Below are 17,421 nucleotides of genomic sequence, written 5' to 3' on the forward strand. Positions count from 1 at the left end.
CTATCGCGCCTGCTCGGGGCGCGGTTCTGGTTCAGTTCGGTGCCGCCTTGGCCGCACCGTCAAATCGATTCGGGTCTCGCCCTTCAGGCCAGGCTCACCAGCTTGAGTTCGTGGCGGCTCGCCTCTGTCTCGGCCCGCTCGCCACCCTGCTCGCCAAACCAGGCGAGCTGCTTGCGCAAGGCCACCACCTCGCCGATGACGATGAGGGACGGGCTCACCGCCTGCTGGGCCAGTTCCGCCAGATCGTCGAGGGTGCCGGTCAGCACCCGCTGCCGCGCCGTGGTGCCCCGCTCTATGATGGCGATGGGGGTGGCGGCGCTTCGGCCATGGCTCACCAGTTGCTGCTGGATGTGCTCGGAGCGCATCAGCCCCATGTAGATGACCAGGGTCTGGTTGGTTGAAGCGAGCTGCTGCCAGTCGGGCTCCTTGCCCTCCTTCTGGCAGTGGCCCGTGATGAAGACGGCGCTCTGGGCATGGTCACGGTGAGTCAGCGGAATGCCCGCATAGGCGGTGGCACCGGCGGCGGCCGTGATGCCGGGCACCACGGAGAAGGGGATGCCCTCCTCTGCCAGCACTTCCAGCTCCTCGCCGCCACGGCCGAACATGAAGGGATCCCCCCCCTTGAGCCGCACCACCCGGTTGCCCGCCCTGGCGTATTCCACCAGCAGGCGATTGGTCTCTTCCTGGGGCACGCTGTGGGCCCCCGCCTTCTTGCCGACCGACACCAGGGTGGCGTCCCGGCGCACCAGATCCAGGATCTCCGGGGAGACCAGCTGGTCATAGAGCACCACTTCGGCTTGCTGAATTTGTTGCAGTGCCTTGAGGGTCAGTAGGCCCGGATCGCCGGGGCCCGCCCCTACCAGCACCACTTCCCCCATTTCGGTCTGGGCCTTGTCCAGCCCCTCGTTCAGCCACTGCTCGGCCCCCTGCCAATCGGCTTTCTCTATCAGACCGGCCAGGGTGTTGGAGGCGAAGGCGCGCTCCCAGAAGCGGCGGCGATCGGAGAGGGAGGCCAGCACCCGCTTGGCCCGGCTGCGCACCCGGCCGGAGAGCTCCGCCAGTCCGCCCAGATGGCGGGGCAGCAGGCTCTCGAGCCGCTCGCGCAACAGGCGCACCAGCACCGGCGCCTTGCCGCCGCTGGAGACGGCCACCATGATGGGGCTGCGATCGATGATGGAGGGGAAGATAAAGCTGGAGCGCTCGGGGTCATCCACCACATTCACAAAAAGCCCGAGCTGGTTGGCGCTCTGGTAGACCAGGGCATTGACCTCGAGGCTGTCGGTCGCCGCCACCACCAGGATCTGGCCGGCCAGATGGGCCGGGTCGAAGCGCGCCGCCACATGGGTGAAGCGACCGGCAAACTCATGGAAGTCGGGCTCGAGCTCGGGGGAGACCAGGGTCAGCCGGGCACCTGCCGCCAGCAGCAGGCGCGCCTTGCGCAGGGCAACCTCGCCCCCGCCCACCAGCAATACCGGGCGGCCTTCCAACCTGGCAAACATAGGTAAATAATCCATCAGGGCCCACTCCTCGGCATACGACGACATCTTGGGCGACTATAGGCAGGAGTCCTTATCCCTCAAAATAATAAAAAATGCTCTTTAATGCGTTTTAGTAATTAGTAAAGCCGTGCGGTGGCAAAGGGGAGCGAATGTCCTTGTGGTGGTTCGCACCAGACTCTAGGCTAGTGAAAGTGTTTCATAAGGAGCTTTACCATGAATGAGTCATTGATTGTGCTGGGGATCTTCGTGTTCCTGGTGCTGGCCACCCTGAGTGCGGGCATCAAGATAGTGCCACAGGGTTTCAACTGGACCGTGGAGCGCTTCGGCCGCTACACCCGCACCCTGACCCCGGGCCTCAACCTGCTGATCCCCTATGTGGACAGAGTCGGCCACAAGATCATCATGATGGAGCAGGTGCTGGACATCCCGGCCCAGGAGGTGATCTCCCGGGACAACGCCAACGTCACCATAGACGCCATCAGCTTCGTGCAGGTGGTGGATGCCCGCAAAGGGGCCTATGAGGTCAACGATCTCACCAGCGCCATCAGAAATCTGACGATGACCAATATGCGGACAGTGCTCGGCGCCATGGAGCTGGACGAGATGCTCTCCCAGCGCGACACCATCAACGAGAAGCTGCTGCGCACCATGGATGCCGCCACCGCCCCCTGGGGCATCAAGGTGACCCGGATCGAGATCAAGGATGTGCGCCCGCCGCTCGCCCTGGTGGAGGCGATGAACGCCCAGATGAAGGCCGAGCGCCAGAAGCGGGCCGAGGTGCTGGAGGCCGAAGGGGTGCGCCAGTCCAAGATCCTGAAAGCGGAAGGGGAGAAGCAGTCCCAGATCCTCAAAGCCGAGGGGGAACGCCAGGCCGCCTTCCTCGCCGCCGAGGCGCGAGAGCGTGCCGCCGAGGCGGAAGCCAAGGCGACCCACATGGTCTCCCAGGCCATCGCCGAGGGGGATATGCAGGCCATCAACTATTTCGTGGCCCAGAAATACACCGAGGCCCTGGCCCGCATCGGCGAAGGGCCCAATAGCAAGATCATCATGATGCCGCTGGAGGCGGGCAGCCTGATAGGTTCGGTGGCCGGCATGGCCGAGCTGTTCAATAAAGATGGCAAGGTCGGCAAGTCATGACAGCCCTGTTCGAGGGGCTGACCCACTGGCACTGGCTGGGGCTCGGCTTCGTGCTGCTGGCCATCGAGGTGCTGGGATCGGTGGGCTTCCTGCTCTGGACCGGCATCGCCGCCCTGGAGGTGGGGATCTTGCTGCTGATCTGGCCCTTCGGCTGGCAGGCACAGCTGCTGCTGTTCGCGGCGCAGTCCCTGGTGACCACCTGGGCCTGGTGGCGCTGGCAGCACAAGCGCGACCGCTCGAGCCGGGATGCGGCCGCCCCCATCAACGAGCGGATGCAGAGCTATCTGGGACGGGAGCTGACCCTGCTCGATGAGGTGAGCCAGGGGATGAGCCGGGTGCACCTGGATGACACCGTCTGGACGGTGCGCTGCAACCAGCCGCTGGCGGCGGGCAGCAGAGTCCGGGTGACGGGATATGACTCCCATATCCTGCTGGTGGAGCCGCTGCCCTGAGCGGGGAGCCGTTGCCCGCAGTGGCCATAAAAAAAAACGGGCCCGGCGTTACCGCCGGGCCCGTTTTTTTTATGAGGTGCAGGCTTAGTTGGCCTTGGCATCGCTCACAGCAGCTTCTGCCTTGGTGGCCACGTCAGCAGCAGCCTTCTCGACGGTAGCAGAGGCTTCGGAAGCGGCCTTCTCTACGGTAGAGGCAGCTTCGCTAACAGTTGCAGCAACGTCGGCGGCCGGAGTAGCGGCCGGAGCGGCGGCTTCTTCTTTCTGACCACAGGCGGTCAACATCAGACCCAGGATACCGGCTACCAGTACTTTGTTCATGTGCATACCCTCAAAAAAAGATGGAGAGATGGTGTCAAAAACCATCACTGTGCGTCTTCGCCCCCGGTAAAACAGCGAGCCACCGGGAGTCGGGAGGCGCGCGAAATATATCCCCATATGCGACCAATGAAAACGCGTATCACAATGATATTTTCTCGTTGGCTGGATAAAAAGAACTACTGCAACGACAAATGTTAATACAATACGCCTTTATTGACGCGAAACTGCACGATTAAAAACCAACAAGAGAACGATTGTCAGTCAATCATTGCCATTTCGGCAGCCGTCATCGGTATCGTGAACGTGCCCTCAGTCAGACAGCTTCTGACAGCTCAGCCGCCGCCCCTGGCTGTCGCTCTCTCTGGCCAGATCCAGCAGTGCCATCACCGCCAGGGCCTCCACCGCGGGCACTGGGTTGCCGGCCTCCCCCCTGATGGCGGCGCAGACACCGCGGTAGTAGGCGCCGTAATCACCAGCCTCCCCGCTCACCGCCTGCACCGAGGATTGCCCCTCCACCATGCGGCTGAGCTGACCGGGTTCGGGATCCTGGCCCCAGTTCGCCGCAGGCGGGCGCAGGCCGAGCTTGAGCTGCTCCTCCTGCACATCCATGCCGAACTTGATGAAGGATCCTTCGCTGCCGTGGATGACGAAACGCGGCATGGTGGCAGAGACCAGGCAGCTGCCGTGCAGAATGACCCGCATCTCGCCGTAACCCAGCACCACGTGGAAGTAGTCATCGCTCAGGGCGCCGGGGCGCTGGGCGGCCAAATCCGCCTGGATCCAGTCAGGCTGGCCGAACAACTGCAACGCCTGATCCAGGATGTGGGGACCGAGATCGAACCAGAGTCCGGAACCCGGGCCGCCCGCCTCGCGCCAGCGCTGACGCACCTCGGGGCGGTAGCGATCAAAATGAGATTCGAACTGGGCAACTTGCCCCAGCGCCCCCTCGGCCAGCAGACGGCGCACCGTGAGGAAGTCCCCGTCCCAGCGCCGGTTGTGGAAGATGCTGAGCAGCCGCTGCTGCTTCTCGGCCAGCTCGACGAGCGCCTCGGCTTCGGCCAGATCCAGCGCGAACGGCTTGTCGATCACCACGTGCTTGCCCGCCAGCAGAGCCTGACGGGCGATGGGGGCATGGGTATCGTTCGGGGTCGCTATCACCACCAGATCGACCGTGCTGTCGGCCAGCACCTCGTCCAGGGTGCCGACCTGGCAGCCCGGCAGCTCGGCCTGCACCTTGGCGGCATCACGGCTCACCACCCGGCGCAGGGCAAGCCCCGGGGTGCTGGTCAGGAAGGGGGCGTGGAAGGTCTGTCCTGCAAAGCCGTAACCCACCAGGGCGGCGTTGATTGTCTGACTCATGGGATTCTCCGCTGAACTGTCCAATATGATAGGCACCTGGCGACGCTGCGCCCAAAAAAGAAGGGGGCCTTAAGCCCCCGTTTCGTTCATCAGAGCACAGGATTTATGGCCTGTGCAAGCGACGTTATCCATCGACGTCGGGGCTCTGCCCCGCGCATCAAGACTGCAGGCAGAGGCGACGACCCTGCCGCGTCATCAGCATCAGCAAGGGGGGCAGCAGCAGCCACATGTGCAGGGCCAGCTGGCTCAGGGGATCCGGCATCAACCAACCGGTGATCCCCACCAGGGCGCCGGAGCCGCTCATCTGGAACAGGCCGAGCAGGGCGGCGGCGGTCCCGGCGCAGTGGCCGAAGGGAGCCAGCGCCATGCCTGCTGCTGCACCCAGTATCATGGCGAAGCCGATGCTGGAGAGGAATACCGGCCCCATCATCGCCAGCGGATGAGCCAGGTGCATGGTCAGCGTCAGCAGGATGGCCGACAGCAGCAGCACCAGCAGGCCGATGCGCAGGGTGCGTCTCGGTCCCACCCTGGCGATGAAGCGCGGTGCCAGGAAGCAGGCCAGGATGTTGAGCGCCGCGTTGGCGGTGAACCAGTAGCTGAACCCGTTCATGTCCAGACCCAGCTTCACCATCAGCTGTACCGGCGCCGCCGTGACATAGGCCAGGATCACCGCCATCGCCAGCATGCAGAGCCCCGCGTTGAACAGGAAGCTCGGGGAGCGCAGCACAGGGCTGTAGCGGGACCAGCTGATGAGCGGGCCGCTGCTGCTGGTCTCCTCCGGGCGGGTCTCCGGCATGCGCCACAGCAGCCAGCTACCGACCACAACGGCATACCCGGCCATAAACCAGAAGTTGGCCGACCAGCCCGCCTTGGCGGTGAGCCAGCCACCTAGCAGGGGCGCCAGCGCCGGAATGAAGCAGATGGCGCCGTTCAGGTAGGAGATCATCTGACCGCTCTTCTTGGGGCCATAGCTGTCACGCACCACGGAGAAGGCGGCGACCGAGGTGGCACAGGCACCGAAGCCTTGCAGCACCCGCGCCAGCATCAGCTCGCCGAGGCTCGCCGCAAAACCGGCGGCCAGGGCGCTCAGACCATAGAGCAGCACGCCGCCAAGGGCGATGGGCTTGCGCCCGTAGCGATCGGCGAGCGGCCCCACCAGCAGCTGACCCAGCCCCATGCTGAACAGGAACCAGGTGATGGTGCCCTGCATCAGGGTCACTTCGGCCCCCAGCTGCTCGGCCATCTGCGGGATGGCGGGCAGATAGATGTCGATGGCCAGCGGGCTGAACAGCACCAGGAGTACAAGCAGAAGAATCAATGGCATCAGTCACCTCAAGCCCTAGGGGGAAAATCGATTGGTGCGCGAGTCTACTGACTCAGAGTAATGAATTGAAATGGTATTTAATCACTTCGGTTATTCCTCCTTGGAAACATGTATTTTATCCACTCCTCTGCACTGCCGCGACGACCCACATCCGGTGCCGGATTGCAGGCAATTGGCGCTTTTACTAAACCCCTGCCCCGCATAGAATGCGCAGATTATTTTTGCGGAGGTGCGTGATGAACAAGCTTGTCCTGGCAACAGGGAACCAGAAAAAGGTGAAGGAATTGGCCGCCATGCTGGCCGATATGAAGATCCAGGTGATCCCACAGAGCGAGTTTGCGGTCTCCGATGCCGACGAGACCGGCACCACCTTCGTCGAGAATGCCATCATCAAGGCACGCCACGCCGCCCGCATCACAGGCCTGCCCGCCGTCGCCGACGACTCAGGCCTCGAAGTGGACCTGCTGCACGGTCGCCCCGGCGTCTACTCCGCCCGCTTTGCCGGCGCCGGTGCCAGCGACAAGGAGAACATCGACAAGCTGCTGGCCGAGCTGCAAGGCGCCCCCGACTACCTCAAGAGCGCCCGCTTCTGGTGCGTGCTGGTCTATATGCGCCACGCCGACGATCCCACCCCCATCATCTGCCAGGCGAGCTGGGAGGGGATGATCATCGACGAGCCCCGCGGTCAGCACGGCTTTGGCTATGATCCCGTGTTCTTCGTGCCGGATCACGACTGCACCTCGGCCCAGATGCCGGCGGAGCTCAAGAACCAGCTCAGCCATCGCGGCCAGGCCCTGGCCAAGCTCAAGGCAGCGCTGGCCGCGGCGCACTGAGACCCGACCGGGCGCCGGGATACGCCGGCACGCATTTCATCTACAATGGGGGCCACCCGACCGGCCCCCATTTTGATTTTTTGAATACTGGAAACACCATGCTGCAACTGCCGCCCCTCTCCCTCTATATCCATGTGCCCTGGTGCGTCCAGAAGTGCCCCTACTGCGACTTCAACTCTCACGCCCAGAAGGGGGAGCTGCCCCACCTCGAGTACGTGGCCGCCCTGCTGGAGGATCTGGATCAGGATCTGCACTGGGCCCAGGGGCGCCCGCTCTCCTCCATCTTCATCGGCGGTGGTACGCCGAGTCTGCTCTCCGTGGAGGCCATGCAGGCGCTGCTGGACGGGGTGCGTGGGCGCATTGCCCTGACTCCGGACTGCGAGATCACCATGGAGGCCAACCCGGGCACGGTGGAGGCAGACAAGTTCGCCGGCTTCCAGCGGGCCGGTATCAACCGCATCTCCATCGGGGTGCAGAGCTTCCAGCAGGAAAAATTGACCCGCCTCGGCCGCATCCACGGCCCGGAAGAGGCGCGCAAGGCCGCCGAGCTGGCCCATGCCATATCGCTTCCCACCTTCAACCTAGATCTGATGCACGGCCTGCCGGATCAGAGCCTGGAGGACGCCCTCTATGATCTGCAGCAGGCCATCGACTGCGCACCGCCGCACCTCTCCTGGTATCAGCTCACCATAGAGCCGAACACGGCGTTCGCCTCCAAGCCCCCCAGGCTGCCGGAGGACGACACCCTGTGGGACATCTACGAGCAGGGCCACGCCATGCTCACCGCCCAGGGTTATCAGCAGTACGAGATCTCGGCCTACGCCAAGGCGGGCTATCAGTGCCGCCACAACCTCAACTACTGGCGCTTTGGCGACTATCTGGGCATAGGCTGCGGCGCCCACGGCAAGGTGACGGATCTCGCAAACCAGCAGATCCTGCGCACCGCCAAGGTGAAGCACCCCAAGGGGTATCTGGACCCTGCCCGCCCCTATCTGGACAGCCAATGGCAGGTGAGCGCGGACGATCTGCCGCTGGAGTACTTTATGAACCGGTTCAGATTGTTTGAACCGGCTCCCAAGGCGGAGTTCGAGGCCTATACCGGGCTGCCGCTGGAGCGGGTGGAGACCATGCTCGCTGTTGCCCAGACCAAGGAGCTTATCGAAGACCAGGGAGAGTACTGGCAGCTGACCTCCCTCGGCCATCGCTACCTGAACGTGCTGCTCGAGCTCTTTATGGACGAATGAGGTAACCGCCTTTAACCAGATGGAACACAAGCGGGGCGCCATGAGCGCCCCGCTTGTTTTGGTTCCAGGAACCTGTTCACGGTCTGTCGCGAGAGGCTGTCAGCAAGGTGAAGAGCAGCGCAGGAACCGGAGTGTGTAAGTACACATGAGGATTCCGAGCAGCACATGAGCCTTGATCACGGCCTCGCAGCAAGATCGTGGACAGGTTCCAAAGCAGAAACCCGCTCAGCAGCAGACGTGCATCATCTGCTGTTGACCGGGCTCCCACCGCTTGCCGTGCTTGGCCTTGCGCTGGTAGCTCCCCTTGCCCTTCTTGCTTGGCTCGACCCTGGCCTGAAACAGGGGGGAGGTCACCAGTGCCTTGAGGTGATTGTCCTGGATGATGCCGCGCTGATGATCGTGGACGGGTTCAGTGGTGGCGAGGGCCACCTTCTTCTTGGCCATGCTGGCTCCTTTGCGGTGATGGTAATGAATGGCACTTTGCCGAACGAGGGGCCAAGGAGGCAGCTCAGGACGGCGAAAAAACGCACCGATTGTGCGTCTCTTGCCGCCCGCCTGCAAGGGCTCAGGCGGGCGGCTCAGGCCGGGTGATAGACGACCCGCACCAGGCCGCTTGGCAGCACGGTGCTGGACACAGGCACCAGGCGCCCGGGCAGGGCTTGCGTCCACAGGGAAACGCCGGCCCCCAGGGTGACCGGCACCCAGAACAGGGTCAGCTCGTCCACCAGCGCGGCCTGCAGGCCCTGCCTCACGACCTCGCCACCGTCCAGATAGATGTGACGCGCTCCCTGCTGCCCCAGCTCGTTCAGCACCTGCGCCAGCGCCCCCTGCCGGAAAGAGACATGGGCACGGAGCGTGGCGGGCCTGTGGGTCAGCACAGTCACAGGCTTGTCGCCATAGGGCCACTCGGGAAAGCCGAGCACGGTTTCATAGCTGGTGCGCCCCATCAGCAGCAGATCGGCGCTGGCCATCAGGGCGCTGTAGCCGGTCTCCTCCTGGGAGTCGCCGCCATAGGGGGCGAGCCAGTCAAGATCCCCGCCCTCCCCCGCGATAAAGCCGTCGAGGGAGAGGGCGAGGAAGGCAGAGACCCGGGGACGATGGCACTCAGTGCTCATGGTCGTGATGCTCGTGACGGGAGGGGGCGCCGGACTCCAGGGTCTCCAGGATGGCACAGTGCTCCGCCGAGCGGGGGCCACCGCAGCAGATGTCGGAGAGCGCCTTCAGGTTCTCCCGAAAGCGGGTCAGCTCCAGGATCTTCTGCTCTACCTGTTCAAGCTTGGTGTCGGCCACCGCTTTTACCTCCTGGCAGGTCACCCGCGCCTTGTTGGTGTCGAGGGCGAGCAGCTCCCCTATGTCCGCCAGGGAGAAACCCACCGACTTGGCGCGGATGATGAACTCCAGCCGCCGCCTGTCCTGCTCCCCATAGAGGCGGTAGCCAGACTCGTTGCGGATCCCCGGCGAGATGAGCCCGTTCTTCTCGTAAAAGCGCAGGGTGTCCGCCTTCACCCCGCACGCCTTGGCCAGTTCCCCGATCCGATACATAACCCTCTCCCCGACATGGCATAGCGCCCAAAATGGTACTCAATATAAACCGGTTTCCACTATCGCCCCTTTGCCCGGCGATTGCCAGCCAAAGGCAGGAAAGCAGTAGACAACCCCGGCGATCCCGCCCCTTGGCCCTCAAAACACTGAAAAGACAAACGTTTCACAAAAAATCACCAGAAAACGTTTAACACCGCACCACACAAGGCTTTGTCTCTTTAAAAAATCCACCACAGCTCACATTTTTTGTGTAGAATACGCGCCCACAAGAGAGCGTCGCGTCAAGCGGGCATTTCCTAAAACGCTTTTGCCAACCCCCGGCTCGCCGGGCGAGAGTGGTTTGCGAAATCCCCCACTTCCATTTATTTGGGGACTCTCTGTGTTGAGCCTCGCCTCCCATGGAACGGTCCCCGTTATGCTGAGGACGATAGTGTGATGGAACAAGCTCGACCCATTCGCCGTGCGCTGCTGAGTGTGTCTGACAAGACTGGCATCCTGGAATTTGCCAAGGCACTCAACGAGCGTGGCGTGGCCCTGCTCTCCACCGGTGGAACCGCCAAGCTGCTGGCCGACGCGGGCCTGCCGGTGACCGAGGTCTCCGACTACACCGGCTTCCCCGAGATGATGGACGGCCGGGTCAAGACCCTGCACCCCAAGGTGCACGGTGGCATCCTCGGCCGCCGCGACCGGGATGACGCCATCATGGCCCAGCACGCTATCTCCCCCATCGACATGGTCGTCGTCAACCTCTATCCCTTCGCCGCCACCGTGGCCAAGCCTGGTTGCCCCCTGGAAGACGCCGTCGAGAACATCGACATCGGCGGCCCGACCATGGTTCGTTCCGCCGCCAAGAACCACAAGGACGTCACCATAGTCGTCAAGGCGGCCGATTACGGCCGGGTGATCGCCGAGATGGATGGCAACGGCAACAGCCTGACCCTGGCTACCCGCTTCGATCTGGCCATCGCCGCCTTCGAGCACACCGCCGCCTACGACGGCATGATAGCCAACTACTTCGGCACCCTGGTCCCCTCCTACGGTGACAACAAGGAGGGTGACGCCGAGTCCCGCTTCCCGCGCACCTTCAACGCCCAGTTCATCAAGAAGCAGGACATGCGCTACGGCGAGAACAGCCACCAGGCTGCCGCCTTCTACGCCGAAGAGCAGGCCGCACCAGGCTCGGTGGCAAGCGCCATCCAGCTGCAGGGCAAGGCGCTCTCCTACAACAACATCGCCGACACAGACGCGGCGCTGGAGTGCGTGAAGGAGTTCGCCGAGCCGGCCTGCGTCATCGTCAAGCACGCCAACCCCTGTGGCGTTGCCATCGGTGACGACCTGCTGGGTGCCTACGATCGCGCCTACCAGACCGACCCCACCTCCGCCTTTGGCGGCATCATCGCCTTCAACCGCGAGCTGGATGGTGCCACCGCGGCGGCCATCGTCGCCCGCCAGTTCGTCGAGGTGATCATCGCCCCCAGCATCAGCCAGGCGGCCCGCGAGGCGGTGGCGGCCAAGCAGAACGTGCGTCTGCTCGAGTGCGGCCAGTGGACTGCCCCGGCCCAGGGCTTTGACCTCAAGCGCGTCAACGGCGGCCTGCTGGTGCAGGAGCGGGATCACGGCATGGTCACCCTGGGGGATCTCACCGTGGTCAGCCAGCGTCAGCCCACCGAGGCCGAACTCAAGGACCTGCTGTTCTGCTGGAAGGTCGCCAAGTTCGTCAAGTCCAACGCCATCGTCTACGCCAAAGACGGCCAGACCATAGGCGTGGGCGCCGGCCAGATGAGCCGGGTCTACTCCGCCAAGATCGCCGGCATCAAGGCCGAGGATGAAGGGCTGACCGTCGCGGGCTCCGTCATGGCCTCCGACGCCTTCTTCCCGTTCCGCGACGGCATAGATGCCGCCGCTGCCGCGGGCATCTCCTGCGTCATCCAGCCAGGTGGCTCCATGCGTGACAACGAGGTGATCGAGGCCGCCAACGAGCACGGCATGTGCATGGTGTTCACCAACATGCGCCACTTCCGTCACTGATGAGTCAGGGCCGCCACTGGCGGCCCTTTTGTTGTCTCTTTTCAACTGACTATTTTCAACCGCTGCCCCAGGCGGTTATCACAAATAGAAGCGAGCGATACGATGAAAGTACTGATCATTGGCAACGGCGGCCGTGAGCACGCCCTGGCCTGGAAGGCCAAGCAATCCCCCATGGTGACCCGGGTGTTCGTCGCCCCCGGCAATGCCGGCACCGCCCACGAGGGCAGCATAGAGAACGTCGCCATCGAGGCGACCGACATCCAGGCCCTGCTGGCCTTCGCCAAGGCCCAGCAGATCGGTCTCACCATAGTCGGGCCGGAAGCGCCCCTGGTGAAAGGGGTGGTGGATGCCTTCCGTGCCGAAGGGCTCGCCATCTTCGGCCCGACCGCCGCCGCCGCACAGCTGGAGGGCTCCAAGGCCTTCGCCAAGGACTTCCTGGCGCGCCACGCCATCCCCACCGCCGAGTACCAGAACTTCACCGAGGTGGAGCCGGCGCTGGCCTACCTGCGCGAGAAGGGTGCCCCCATCGTCATCAAGGCTGACGGTCTGGCGGCAGGCAAGGGCGTCATCGTCGCCATGACCCTCGAAGAGGCGGAAGCGGCAGTGCGCGACATGCTCTCCGGCAACGCCTTCGGCGACGCCGGTGCCCGTGTGGTGATCGAGGAGTTCCTGGACGGGGAAGAGGCGAGCTTCATCGTCATGGTGGACGGCGAGCACGTGCTGCCCATGGCCACCAGCCAGGATCACAAGCGGGTGGGCGACGGCGACACCGGCCTCAACACCGGCGGCATGGGGGCCTACTCCCCGGCACCCGTGGTGACAGATGCGGTGCATCAAAAAGTGATGGAGCAGGTGATCATGCCGACGGTGCGCGGCATGGCGGCCGAGGGCAACGTCTACACCGGTTTCCTCTACGCCGGCCTGATGATCGATGCCGAAGGCAACCCCAAGGTGATCGAGTTCAACTGCCGCTTCGGCGACCCCGAGACCCAGCCCATTATGCTGCGCATGCGCTCCGATCTGGTGGAGCTCTGCCTGGCCGCCTGTGCCGGCAAGCTGGATCAGGTCGAAGCCATCTATGATCCCCGCGTCGCCATCGGCGTGGTGCTGGCGGCGGGCGGTTACCCCGGTGACTACCAGCAGGGCAAGCCCATCAGCGGCCTGCCGGTGGAAGAGGCGAGCGGCGAGAAGGTATTCCATGCCGGCTCCCAGCTGGCGGGAGACACCATAGTCACCGCCGGTGGCCGCGTGCTGTGCGCCACCGCGCTGGGTCACACCGTCGCCGAGGCGCAGCAACGCGCCTACCAGCTGGCGGGTCGCATCCAGTGGGACGGTGTCTTCTACCGCAAGGACATCGGCTGGCGCGCCATCGAGCGCGAGCAGGCCAAATAAAGGCCGCCTCCCCCATCGAACACAAGGGCCTGCGGGCCCTTTTTGCTGCCTGGACCACCGGGGACAGCCTGCAGGTTTCAGACTTCCTCCGAAGCCCTGCATGGGGTGACAAGGCGGCATCCATCCCCTTGGCATCGCTCGCCGCCTCGGGTCCACGGCCCCGGGTTGCCGCCTGTTTCCGCTCCCGGCTCATCCCCTTCTGACTACATATGTACAGCACAATGCACACATTTCGTCACAATTGGTCGCACTTTCCCCATACAATTGCCCCGCTTTCATGGCATCATGCTGTATGATACCGCACTCAAATGAGTGCCATAAGAACCTGCAATCTCGTCGTCTCATAAGGAAATCCCATGTTGAAAACTGTGCGTCCCCTGCTGCTGCCCCTGATGTTTGGCCTGATGACCCTGCCCGCCATGGCCGGCGATCTGGAGCAGCCGATGAAGAAGATCGGCTTCAACTACAAGCAGGCCGTCAAGGCAGATGATGCGGCCACCATGGAGAAACACATCAAGGAGATGAAGGCTCAGCTCGATGTGGCCAAGGAGAGAAACATGCCGGCTGCCAAGAAGGAGAAGTTCCTCGAGGGCATGAACAAGGTGCAGAGCGAGCTGGATGCCAGCCTGGCGGCCCTGCAGGCCGGTGATCAGGAGAAGGCCCAGGCCCACCTGGCCAAGGTCAACGACCTGAAGAAGGAGTACCACCAATATGCCAAGCAGAAAGGCTGATCCCTTCCACTGGGATGGTCTGGTCCGCCTCACCCACTGGGGTGTGGCAGCGGTCTGCATCGGCAACCTCTGGCTCAACGAAGCGGGCGAGGAGTGGCATGAGTGGCTAGGCTATGGCGCCATGGCCCTGATCGGCTTGCGCCTGCTGTGGGGGCTCACCCTGGCACGGGGCCATGCCCGCCTGAGCGCCCTGATCCCGAGCCGGGACGATTTCCGCCAGCAGGCGGTGGCGCTGCGCGAGCGCGCCCCCGCGGCGCCCGGCCATCACGGCAGCGGCAAGCTGGCGGTCTGGGCACTCTGGCTGCTGGTGCTGGCGACCGCCGGCAGCGGCTGGTTCCAGAACACAGAGGCCGGCTTCGAGCTGGGGGCAGACGACTGGCACGAATGGTGTACCTGGGCGCTGCAGGCCATGATAGCCCTGCACCTGTGCGCCATCGCCTACACCTCCTGGCGTCAGCGCAGCAACCTGGTGACCCGCATGCTGCCCCGCCGCCGGCGCAGTGTGTCTCAGCACCAGCAGGAACCCCATTCCTGAAGCAGACGGGCACCACTGTGCCCGTCTTCCTGTCCCGCCGGCCCGGCCGCAAGACCACCTCTTACTGGCGGCCGCACCGGTTTATCCCCCTCAACGGCGTGACGCCTCCTCCCTCTTTTGCCTCGCCGCCATGAAAGCATTTTCATTCACACTTCTTAACTAATCCCGGCTGTACGATTTTCAATCTCCTCGATTTCATGAATGCTACAGAGCCGAACGAGGTTGTTTGTGGTCCGTTCGACATGATGACAGTGAGACGTCAATAACAAGATCGAAGGGAAAATCGTCATGCACAACACAGTGTTTCGAACCGCCGTGCTCGCCGCGGTGCTGGGCTCATTCAGCCACACAGCCGCCGCCGAAGGGGTCATGGTCCACCTGTTCCAATGGAAGTTCAACGACATCGCCAATGAGTGCGAGACAGTGCTCGGTCCCAAGGGATTCGGCGGTGTCCAGATCACCCCGCCCGCCGAGCACAAGCAGGGGAGCCAGGTCTGGTGGACCGTCTACCAGCCAGTCAGCTTCAAGAACTTCAACAGCTTCGGCGGCAGCGAGGCAGAGCTCAGGAGCATGATCACCCGCTGCAACGCGGCCGGGGTCAAGATCTATGCGGACGCCGTCTTCAACCAGCTGGCCTCGGGCACCGGAACCGCCACTGGCGGCGGCAGCTACAACTCGGGGCAATATCAGTACCCCCAGTTCGGCTACAACGACTTCCACCACAACGGTGACATCACCAACTACGGCGACAGCAACAACGTCTGGAACGGCGCCCTCTACGGCATGCCGGATCTCAATACCGGCTCTCCCTACGTGCAGGATCAGATAGCCACCTACATGAAGACCCTGCTGGGTTGGGGCGTGGCGGGCTTTCGTATCGATGCGGCCAAGCACATGGCTCCCGGCGAGGTGAAGGCCATTCTCGACAAGGCGGGCAGCCCCAAGGCCTATCTGGAGGTGATAGGTGCCGGGGGAGAGTCGGCGGACATCCAGCCGGGTCGCTACACCTATATCGATACCGTCACCGACTTCAAATACGGCACGGATCTCGCTGCCAACTTCAACGGCCAGATCAAGAACCTCAAGACCCTCGGCGAGAGCTGGGGTCTGCTCCCCTCCAGCAAGGCCTTCGTCTTCGTGGTCAACCACGACCGCGAACGCGGCCACGGCGGTGGCGGCATGCTCACCTTCATGAGCGGTGCCCGCTATGAGCTGGCCAACACCTTCATGATGGCCTGGCCCTATGGCTGGAAACAGGTGATGTCGGGCTATCGCTTCGAGAACATGGGTACCTATGAAACCGACAAGGGGGCGCCGGGCAGCACGCCCTGCACAGACGGCCAATGGAACTGCGAGCAGCGTCGCCCGACCATCATGAACATGGCCCTGTTCCACAACAGGACCGAAGGCCAGCCAGTCAGCAACTGGTGGGACAACGGCAACAACCAGATAGCCTTCGGCCGCGGTGACAAGGGCTTCGTCGCCATCAACAACGAGAGCGGCAGCCTGGTGGCCTCGGTGCAGACCGGCCTGCCGGCGGGCGAGTACTGCAACCTCCTGGGGGGCAATGACTACTGCAGCGGGGGCTATGTCACCGTCGACGGCAGCGGCAAGGCCAGCCTGAACGTGCCCGCCATGAAGGCGGCCGCCATCATCGCTGGCTGCACCAAGGCCAGCCCCTGCGGCGGCAGCGCCCTGCCGGGCAACAAGTTCAGCAGCATGAACCTGCGCGGCACCCATAACGCCTGGGGCAACACCCCCATGACAGTCGATGCCAACCGTGTCTGGTCCGCCACCCTGACCCTGACCGGCAGCGGTGACGCCACCGGCGCCCAGCGCTTCAAGTTCGACGTCTTCGGCAACTGGACCGAGAACTACGGCGACAACGAAGGGGACGGCATCGCCGACAAGGGCAGCAGCAAGGATATCCTGGTCAGCGGGGCGGGCAGCTACCGCATCACTCTGAACGAAGGGGATCTGCGCTATACGGTCACCCCCCTCGCCAGCAACCAGGCACCGGTCGCCGCCCTCTCGCCCAAGATCCTCAGCGTCAAGACGGGAGAGAGCGTGGTGTTCGATGGCTCCGCCTCCACCGATGATGAAGGCGTGGCGAGCTACAGCTGGTCCACCGGCGGCAGCGCCCCCACTGAGACAGTCCAGTTCGATACCCCGGGCACCCATGTTGTCACCCTGACAGTCACCGATGCCGAGGGGCTGACCGCCAGTGCCAGCGCCACTGTGACCGTCACCGACAGCAACGGTGCCTACAACAGCGTGCTGCCCACCCTGCACCTGCGCGGCACTCTCAATGCCTGGGGTTCGCTGGCCATGACCCTGGTTGCCGAGAATCAATGGGAGGCCTTGGCCACCTTCGACGGCCAGGCCAACCAGCGCTTCAAGTTCGACGTCAAGGGGGACTGGACCCAGAACTATGGCGACACCAACAAGGATGGCGTGGCCGAGCTGGGGGGCGCCGACATACTGACCCCGGTCAGCGGCCAGTACCGGGTGCGCTTCAACGACCAGACCCTGCAATACAGCCTGACCCCGGTCAGCGTCGGCTATGCCAAAAACATCGCCAGCCTCAACATCCGTGGCACCACCAATGGCTGGGGCACCACCCCCATGACGCTGGTGGGGGATCACCAGTGGCAGGCCGGCGTCACCTTCACCGGCAGCGGGGATGGCAACGGCGGTCAGCGCTTCAAGTTCGACGTCAAGGGTGACTGGACCCAGAACTACGGTGACACCAACAAGGACGGCGTGGCCGAGCTGGCCGGAGCCGACATCACCACAGCGGCGGTCGGCGCCTATGTGGTGCGCTTCAACGACCAGACACTGGCCTACAGCCTGAGCGCTCAGTAAGGCTGGACACACGCCCAGGGCATTGCGCCCCGGCGCAGAACCAGGCCTCCCGCCATCGGCGGGAGGCCTTTTTTATTGCCCCCTGGCCGGGTCCCCCCCCGCCCCCCGGCAGGCATACTGATCCCTCATCCCCCTGCCGGAGCGCCTATGAAACTATTTTAA

The 17,421-nt window shown here is 63.7% G+C and carries 16 protein-coding genes; 9 read left to right on the top strand and 7 right to left on the bottom strand.

The genetic code is table 11. The features are described from left to right. Nucleotides 1-83 precede the first annotated feature (83 nt). Nucleotides 84-1,514, bottom strand: coding sequence for a siroheme synthase CysG (gene cysG / locus ACWPWQ_RS18965; protein WP_454010522.1), 1,431 nt, complete (start codon nt 1,512-1,514; stop codon nt 84-86). A 198-nt stretch (nt 1,515-1,712) separates the two neighbouring features. Between cysG and ACWPWQ_RS18970 the strand changes: the two genes are divergently transcribed. Continuing rightward, nucleotides 1,713-2,636 carry an SPFH domain-containing protein gene (locus tag ACWPWQ_RS18970; RefSeq protein WP_139434046.1) on the top strand — a complete coding sequence of 308 codons (924 nt, stop codon included), beginning with the start codon at nt 1,713-1,715 and terminating at the stop codon, nt 2,634-2,636. Beyond that, nucleotides 2,633-3,088 carry an NfeD family protein gene (locus ACWPWQ_RS18975; RefSeq protein WP_139434045.1) on the top strand — a complete coding sequence of 152 codons (456 nt, stop codon included), beginning with the start codon at nt 2,633-2,635 and terminating at the stop codon, nt 3,086-3,088. Before ACWPWQ_RS18970 ends, ACWPWQ_RS18975 begins: the two co-directional genes overlap by 4 nt. 84 nt (nt 3,089-3,172) lie before the next feature. Here the strand turns inward: ACWPWQ_RS18975 and ACWPWQ_RS18980 are convergent, their stop codons facing one another. From ACWPWQ_RS18980 to ACWPWQ_RS18990, 3 genes are all read right to left on the bottom strand, one after another. Further along, a complete protein-coding gene (locus ACWPWQ_RS18980) occupies nt 3,173-3,406 on the bottom strand; it encodes a hypothetical protein (protein WP_025328222.1) in 234 nt (77 codons plus the stop codon). Nucleotides 3,407-3,715: 309 nt separating this feature from the next. Continuing rightward, nucleotides 3,716-4,765 carry an oxidoreductase gene (locus tag ACWPWQ_RS18985; protein ID WP_454010523.1) on the bottom strand — a complete coding sequence of 350 codons (1,050 nt, stop codon included), beginning with the start codon at nt 4,763-4,765 and terminating at the stop codon, nt 3,716-3,718. 157 nt (nt 4,766-4,922) lie between these two features. Beyond that, the gene (locus ACWPWQ_RS18990) at nt 4,923-6,089 is read right to left on the bottom strand and encodes a multidrug effflux MFS transporter (RefSeq protein WP_454010524.1); all 1,167 of its coding nucleotides are present in this window, start codon (nt 6,087-6,089) and stop codon (nt 4,923-4,925) included. A 236-nt stretch (nt 6,090-6,325) separates the two neighbouring features. Between ACWPWQ_RS18990 and rdgB the strand changes: the two genes are divergently transcribed. Then, complete coding sequence (gene rdgB, locus ACWPWQ_RS18995; protein ID WP_025328225.1) at nt 6,326-6,922, top strand: RdgB/HAM1 family non-canonical purine NTP pyrophosphatase; 597 nt, start codon at nt 6,326-6,328, stop codon at nt 6,920-6,922. Between the two features lie 98 nt (nt 6,923-7,020). Next, complete coding sequence (gene hemW, locus ACWPWQ_RS19000) at nt 7,021-8,166, top strand: radical SAM family heme chaperone HemW (RefSeq protein ID WP_454010525.1); 1,146 nt, start codon at nt 7,021-7,023, stop codon at nt 8,164-8,166. 225 nt (nt 8,167-8,391) lie between these two features. On the opposite strand, the gene ACWPWQ_RS19005 is transcribed toward hemW, so the two are convergent. The 3 genes from ACWPWQ_RS19005 to zntR form a co-directional block, all read right to left on the bottom strand. After that, nucleotides 8,392-8,610, bottom strand: a complete 219-nt coding sequence (locus ACWPWQ_RS19005; RefSeq protein WP_454010526.1) for an alternative ribosome-rescue factor A — start codon at nt 8,608-8,610, stop codon at nt 8,392-8,394. 134 nt (nt 8,611-8,744) lie between these two features. After that, a complete protein-coding gene (locus tag ACWPWQ_RS19010; protein WP_454010527.1) occupies nt 8,745-9,281 on the bottom strand; it encodes a dihydrofolate reductase family protein in 537 nt (178 codons plus the stop codon). After that, nucleotides 9,271-9,708, bottom strand: a complete 438-nt coding sequence (zntR, locus tag ACWPWQ_RS19015) for a Zn(2+)-responsive transcriptional regulator (protein ID WP_139434040.1) — start codon at nt 9,706-9,708, stop codon at nt 9,271-9,273. Before zntR ends, ACWPWQ_RS19010 begins: the two co-directional genes overlap by 11 nt. Before the next feature lie 435 nt (nt 9,709-10,143). Between zntR and purH the strand changes: the two genes are divergently transcribed. The 5 genes from purH to ACWPWQ_RS19040 all read left to right on the top strand — a co-directional run bounded on the left by purH (nt 10,144) and on the right by ACWPWQ_RS19040 (nt 17,259). Beyond that, on the top strand, nt 10,144-11,736 hold the full coding sequence (purH, locus tag ACWPWQ_RS19020; RefSeq protein ID WP_454010528.1) for a bifunctional phosphoribosylaminoimidazolecarboxamide formyltransferase/IMP cyclohydrolase: 1,593 nt from the start codon (nt 10,144-10,146) through the stop codon (nt 11,734-11,736). Nucleotides 11,737-11,838: 102 nt separating this feature from the next. Further along, complete coding sequence (purD, locus tag ACWPWQ_RS19025) at nt 11,839-13,128, top strand: phosphoribosylamine--glycine ligase (protein ID WP_265435111.1); 1,290 nt, start codon at nt 11,839-11,841, stop codon at nt 13,126-13,128. Nucleotides 13,129-13,484: 356 nt separating this feature from the next. Continuing rightward, nucleotides 13,485-13,859 (top strand): cytochrome b562, encoded by a 375-nt coding sequence (locus tag ACWPWQ_RS19030; protein ID WP_025328232.1) that lies wholly within the window; start codon nt 13,485-13,487, stop codon nt 13,857-13,859. Continuing rightward, nucleotides 13,840-14,394: a cytochrome b/b6 domain-containing protein gene (locus tag ACWPWQ_RS19035; RefSeq protein WP_454010529.1), complete on the top strand. Its 555-nt coding sequence runs from the start codon at nt 13,840-13,842 to the stop codon at nt 14,392-14,394. Before ACWPWQ_RS19030 ends, ACWPWQ_RS19035 begins: the two co-directional genes overlap by 20 nt. Before the next feature lie 288 nt (nt 14,395-14,682). Continuing rightward, nucleotides 14,683-17,259: an alpha amylase C-terminal domain-containing protein gene (locus ACWPWQ_RS19040; protein ID WP_454010530.1), complete on the top strand. Its 2,577-nt coding sequence runs from the start codon at nt 14,683-14,685 to the stop codon at nt 17,257-17,259. Nucleotides 17,260-17,421: the final 162 nt, after the last annotated feature.

Source organism: Aeromonas sp. Marseille-Q7275 (assembly GCF_965119515.1).

Coding starts and splice junctions, on each gene's coding strand:
- cysG (WP_454010522.1), bottom strand. CDS start 1,514: ATGGATTATTTACCTATGTTTGCCAGGTTGGAAGGCCGCCCGGTATTG.
- ACWPWQ_RS18970 (WP_139434046.1), top strand. CDS start 1,713: ATGAATGAGTCATTGATTGTGCTGGGGATCTTCGTGTTCCTGGTGCTG.
- ACWPWQ_RS18975 (WP_139434045.1), top strand. CDS start 2,633: ATGACAGCCCTGTTCGAGGGGCTGACCCACTGGCACTGGCTGGGGCTC.
- ACWPWQ_RS18980 (WP_025328222.1), bottom strand. CDS start 3,406: ATGAACAAAGTACTGGTAGCCGGTATCCTGGGTCTGATGTTGACCGCC.
- ACWPWQ_RS18985 (WP_454010523.1), bottom strand. CDS start 4,765: ATGAGTCAGACAATCAACGCCGCCCTGGTGGGTTACGGCTTTGCAGGA.
- ACWPWQ_RS18990 (WP_454010524.1), bottom strand. CDS start 6,089: ATGCCATTGATTCTTCTGCTTGTACTCCTGGTGCTGTTCAGCCCGCTG.
- rdgB (WP_025328225.1), top strand. CDS start 6,326: ATGAACAAGCTTGTCCTGGCAACAGGGAACCAGAAAAAGGTGAAGGAA.
- hemW (WP_454010525.1), top strand. CDS start 7,021: ATGCTGCAACTGCCGCCCCTCTCCCTCTATATCCATGTGCCCTGGTGC.
- ACWPWQ_RS19005 (WP_454010526.1), bottom strand. CDS start 8,610: ATGGCCAAGAAGAAGGTGGCCCTCGCCACCACTGAACCCGTCCACGAT.
- ACWPWQ_RS19010 (WP_454010527.1), bottom strand. CDS start 9,281: ATGAGCACTGAGTGCCATCGTCCCCGGGTCTCTGCCTTCCTCGCCCTC.
- zntR (WP_139434040.1), bottom strand. CDS start 9,708: ATGTATCGGATCGGGGAACTGGCCAAGGCGTGCGGGGTGAAGGCGGAC.
- purH (WP_454010528.1), top strand. CDS start 10,144: ATGGAACAAGCTCGACCCATTCGCCGTGCGCTGCTGAGTGTGTCTGAC.
- purD (WP_265435111.1), top strand. CDS start 11,839: ATGAAAGTACTGATCATTGGCAACGGCGGCCGTGAGCACGCCCTGGCC.
- ACWPWQ_RS19030 (WP_025328232.1), top strand. CDS start 13,485: ATGTTGAAAACTGTGCGTCCCCTGCTGCTGCCCCTGATGTTTGGCCTG.
- ACWPWQ_RS19035 (WP_454010529.1), top strand. CDS start 13,840: ATGCCAAGCAGAAAGGCTGATCCCTTCCACTGGGATGGTCTGGTCCGC.
- ACWPWQ_RS19040 (WP_454010530.1), top strand. CDS start 14,683: ATGCACAACACAGTGTTTCGAACCGCCGTGCTCGCCGCGGTGCTGGGC.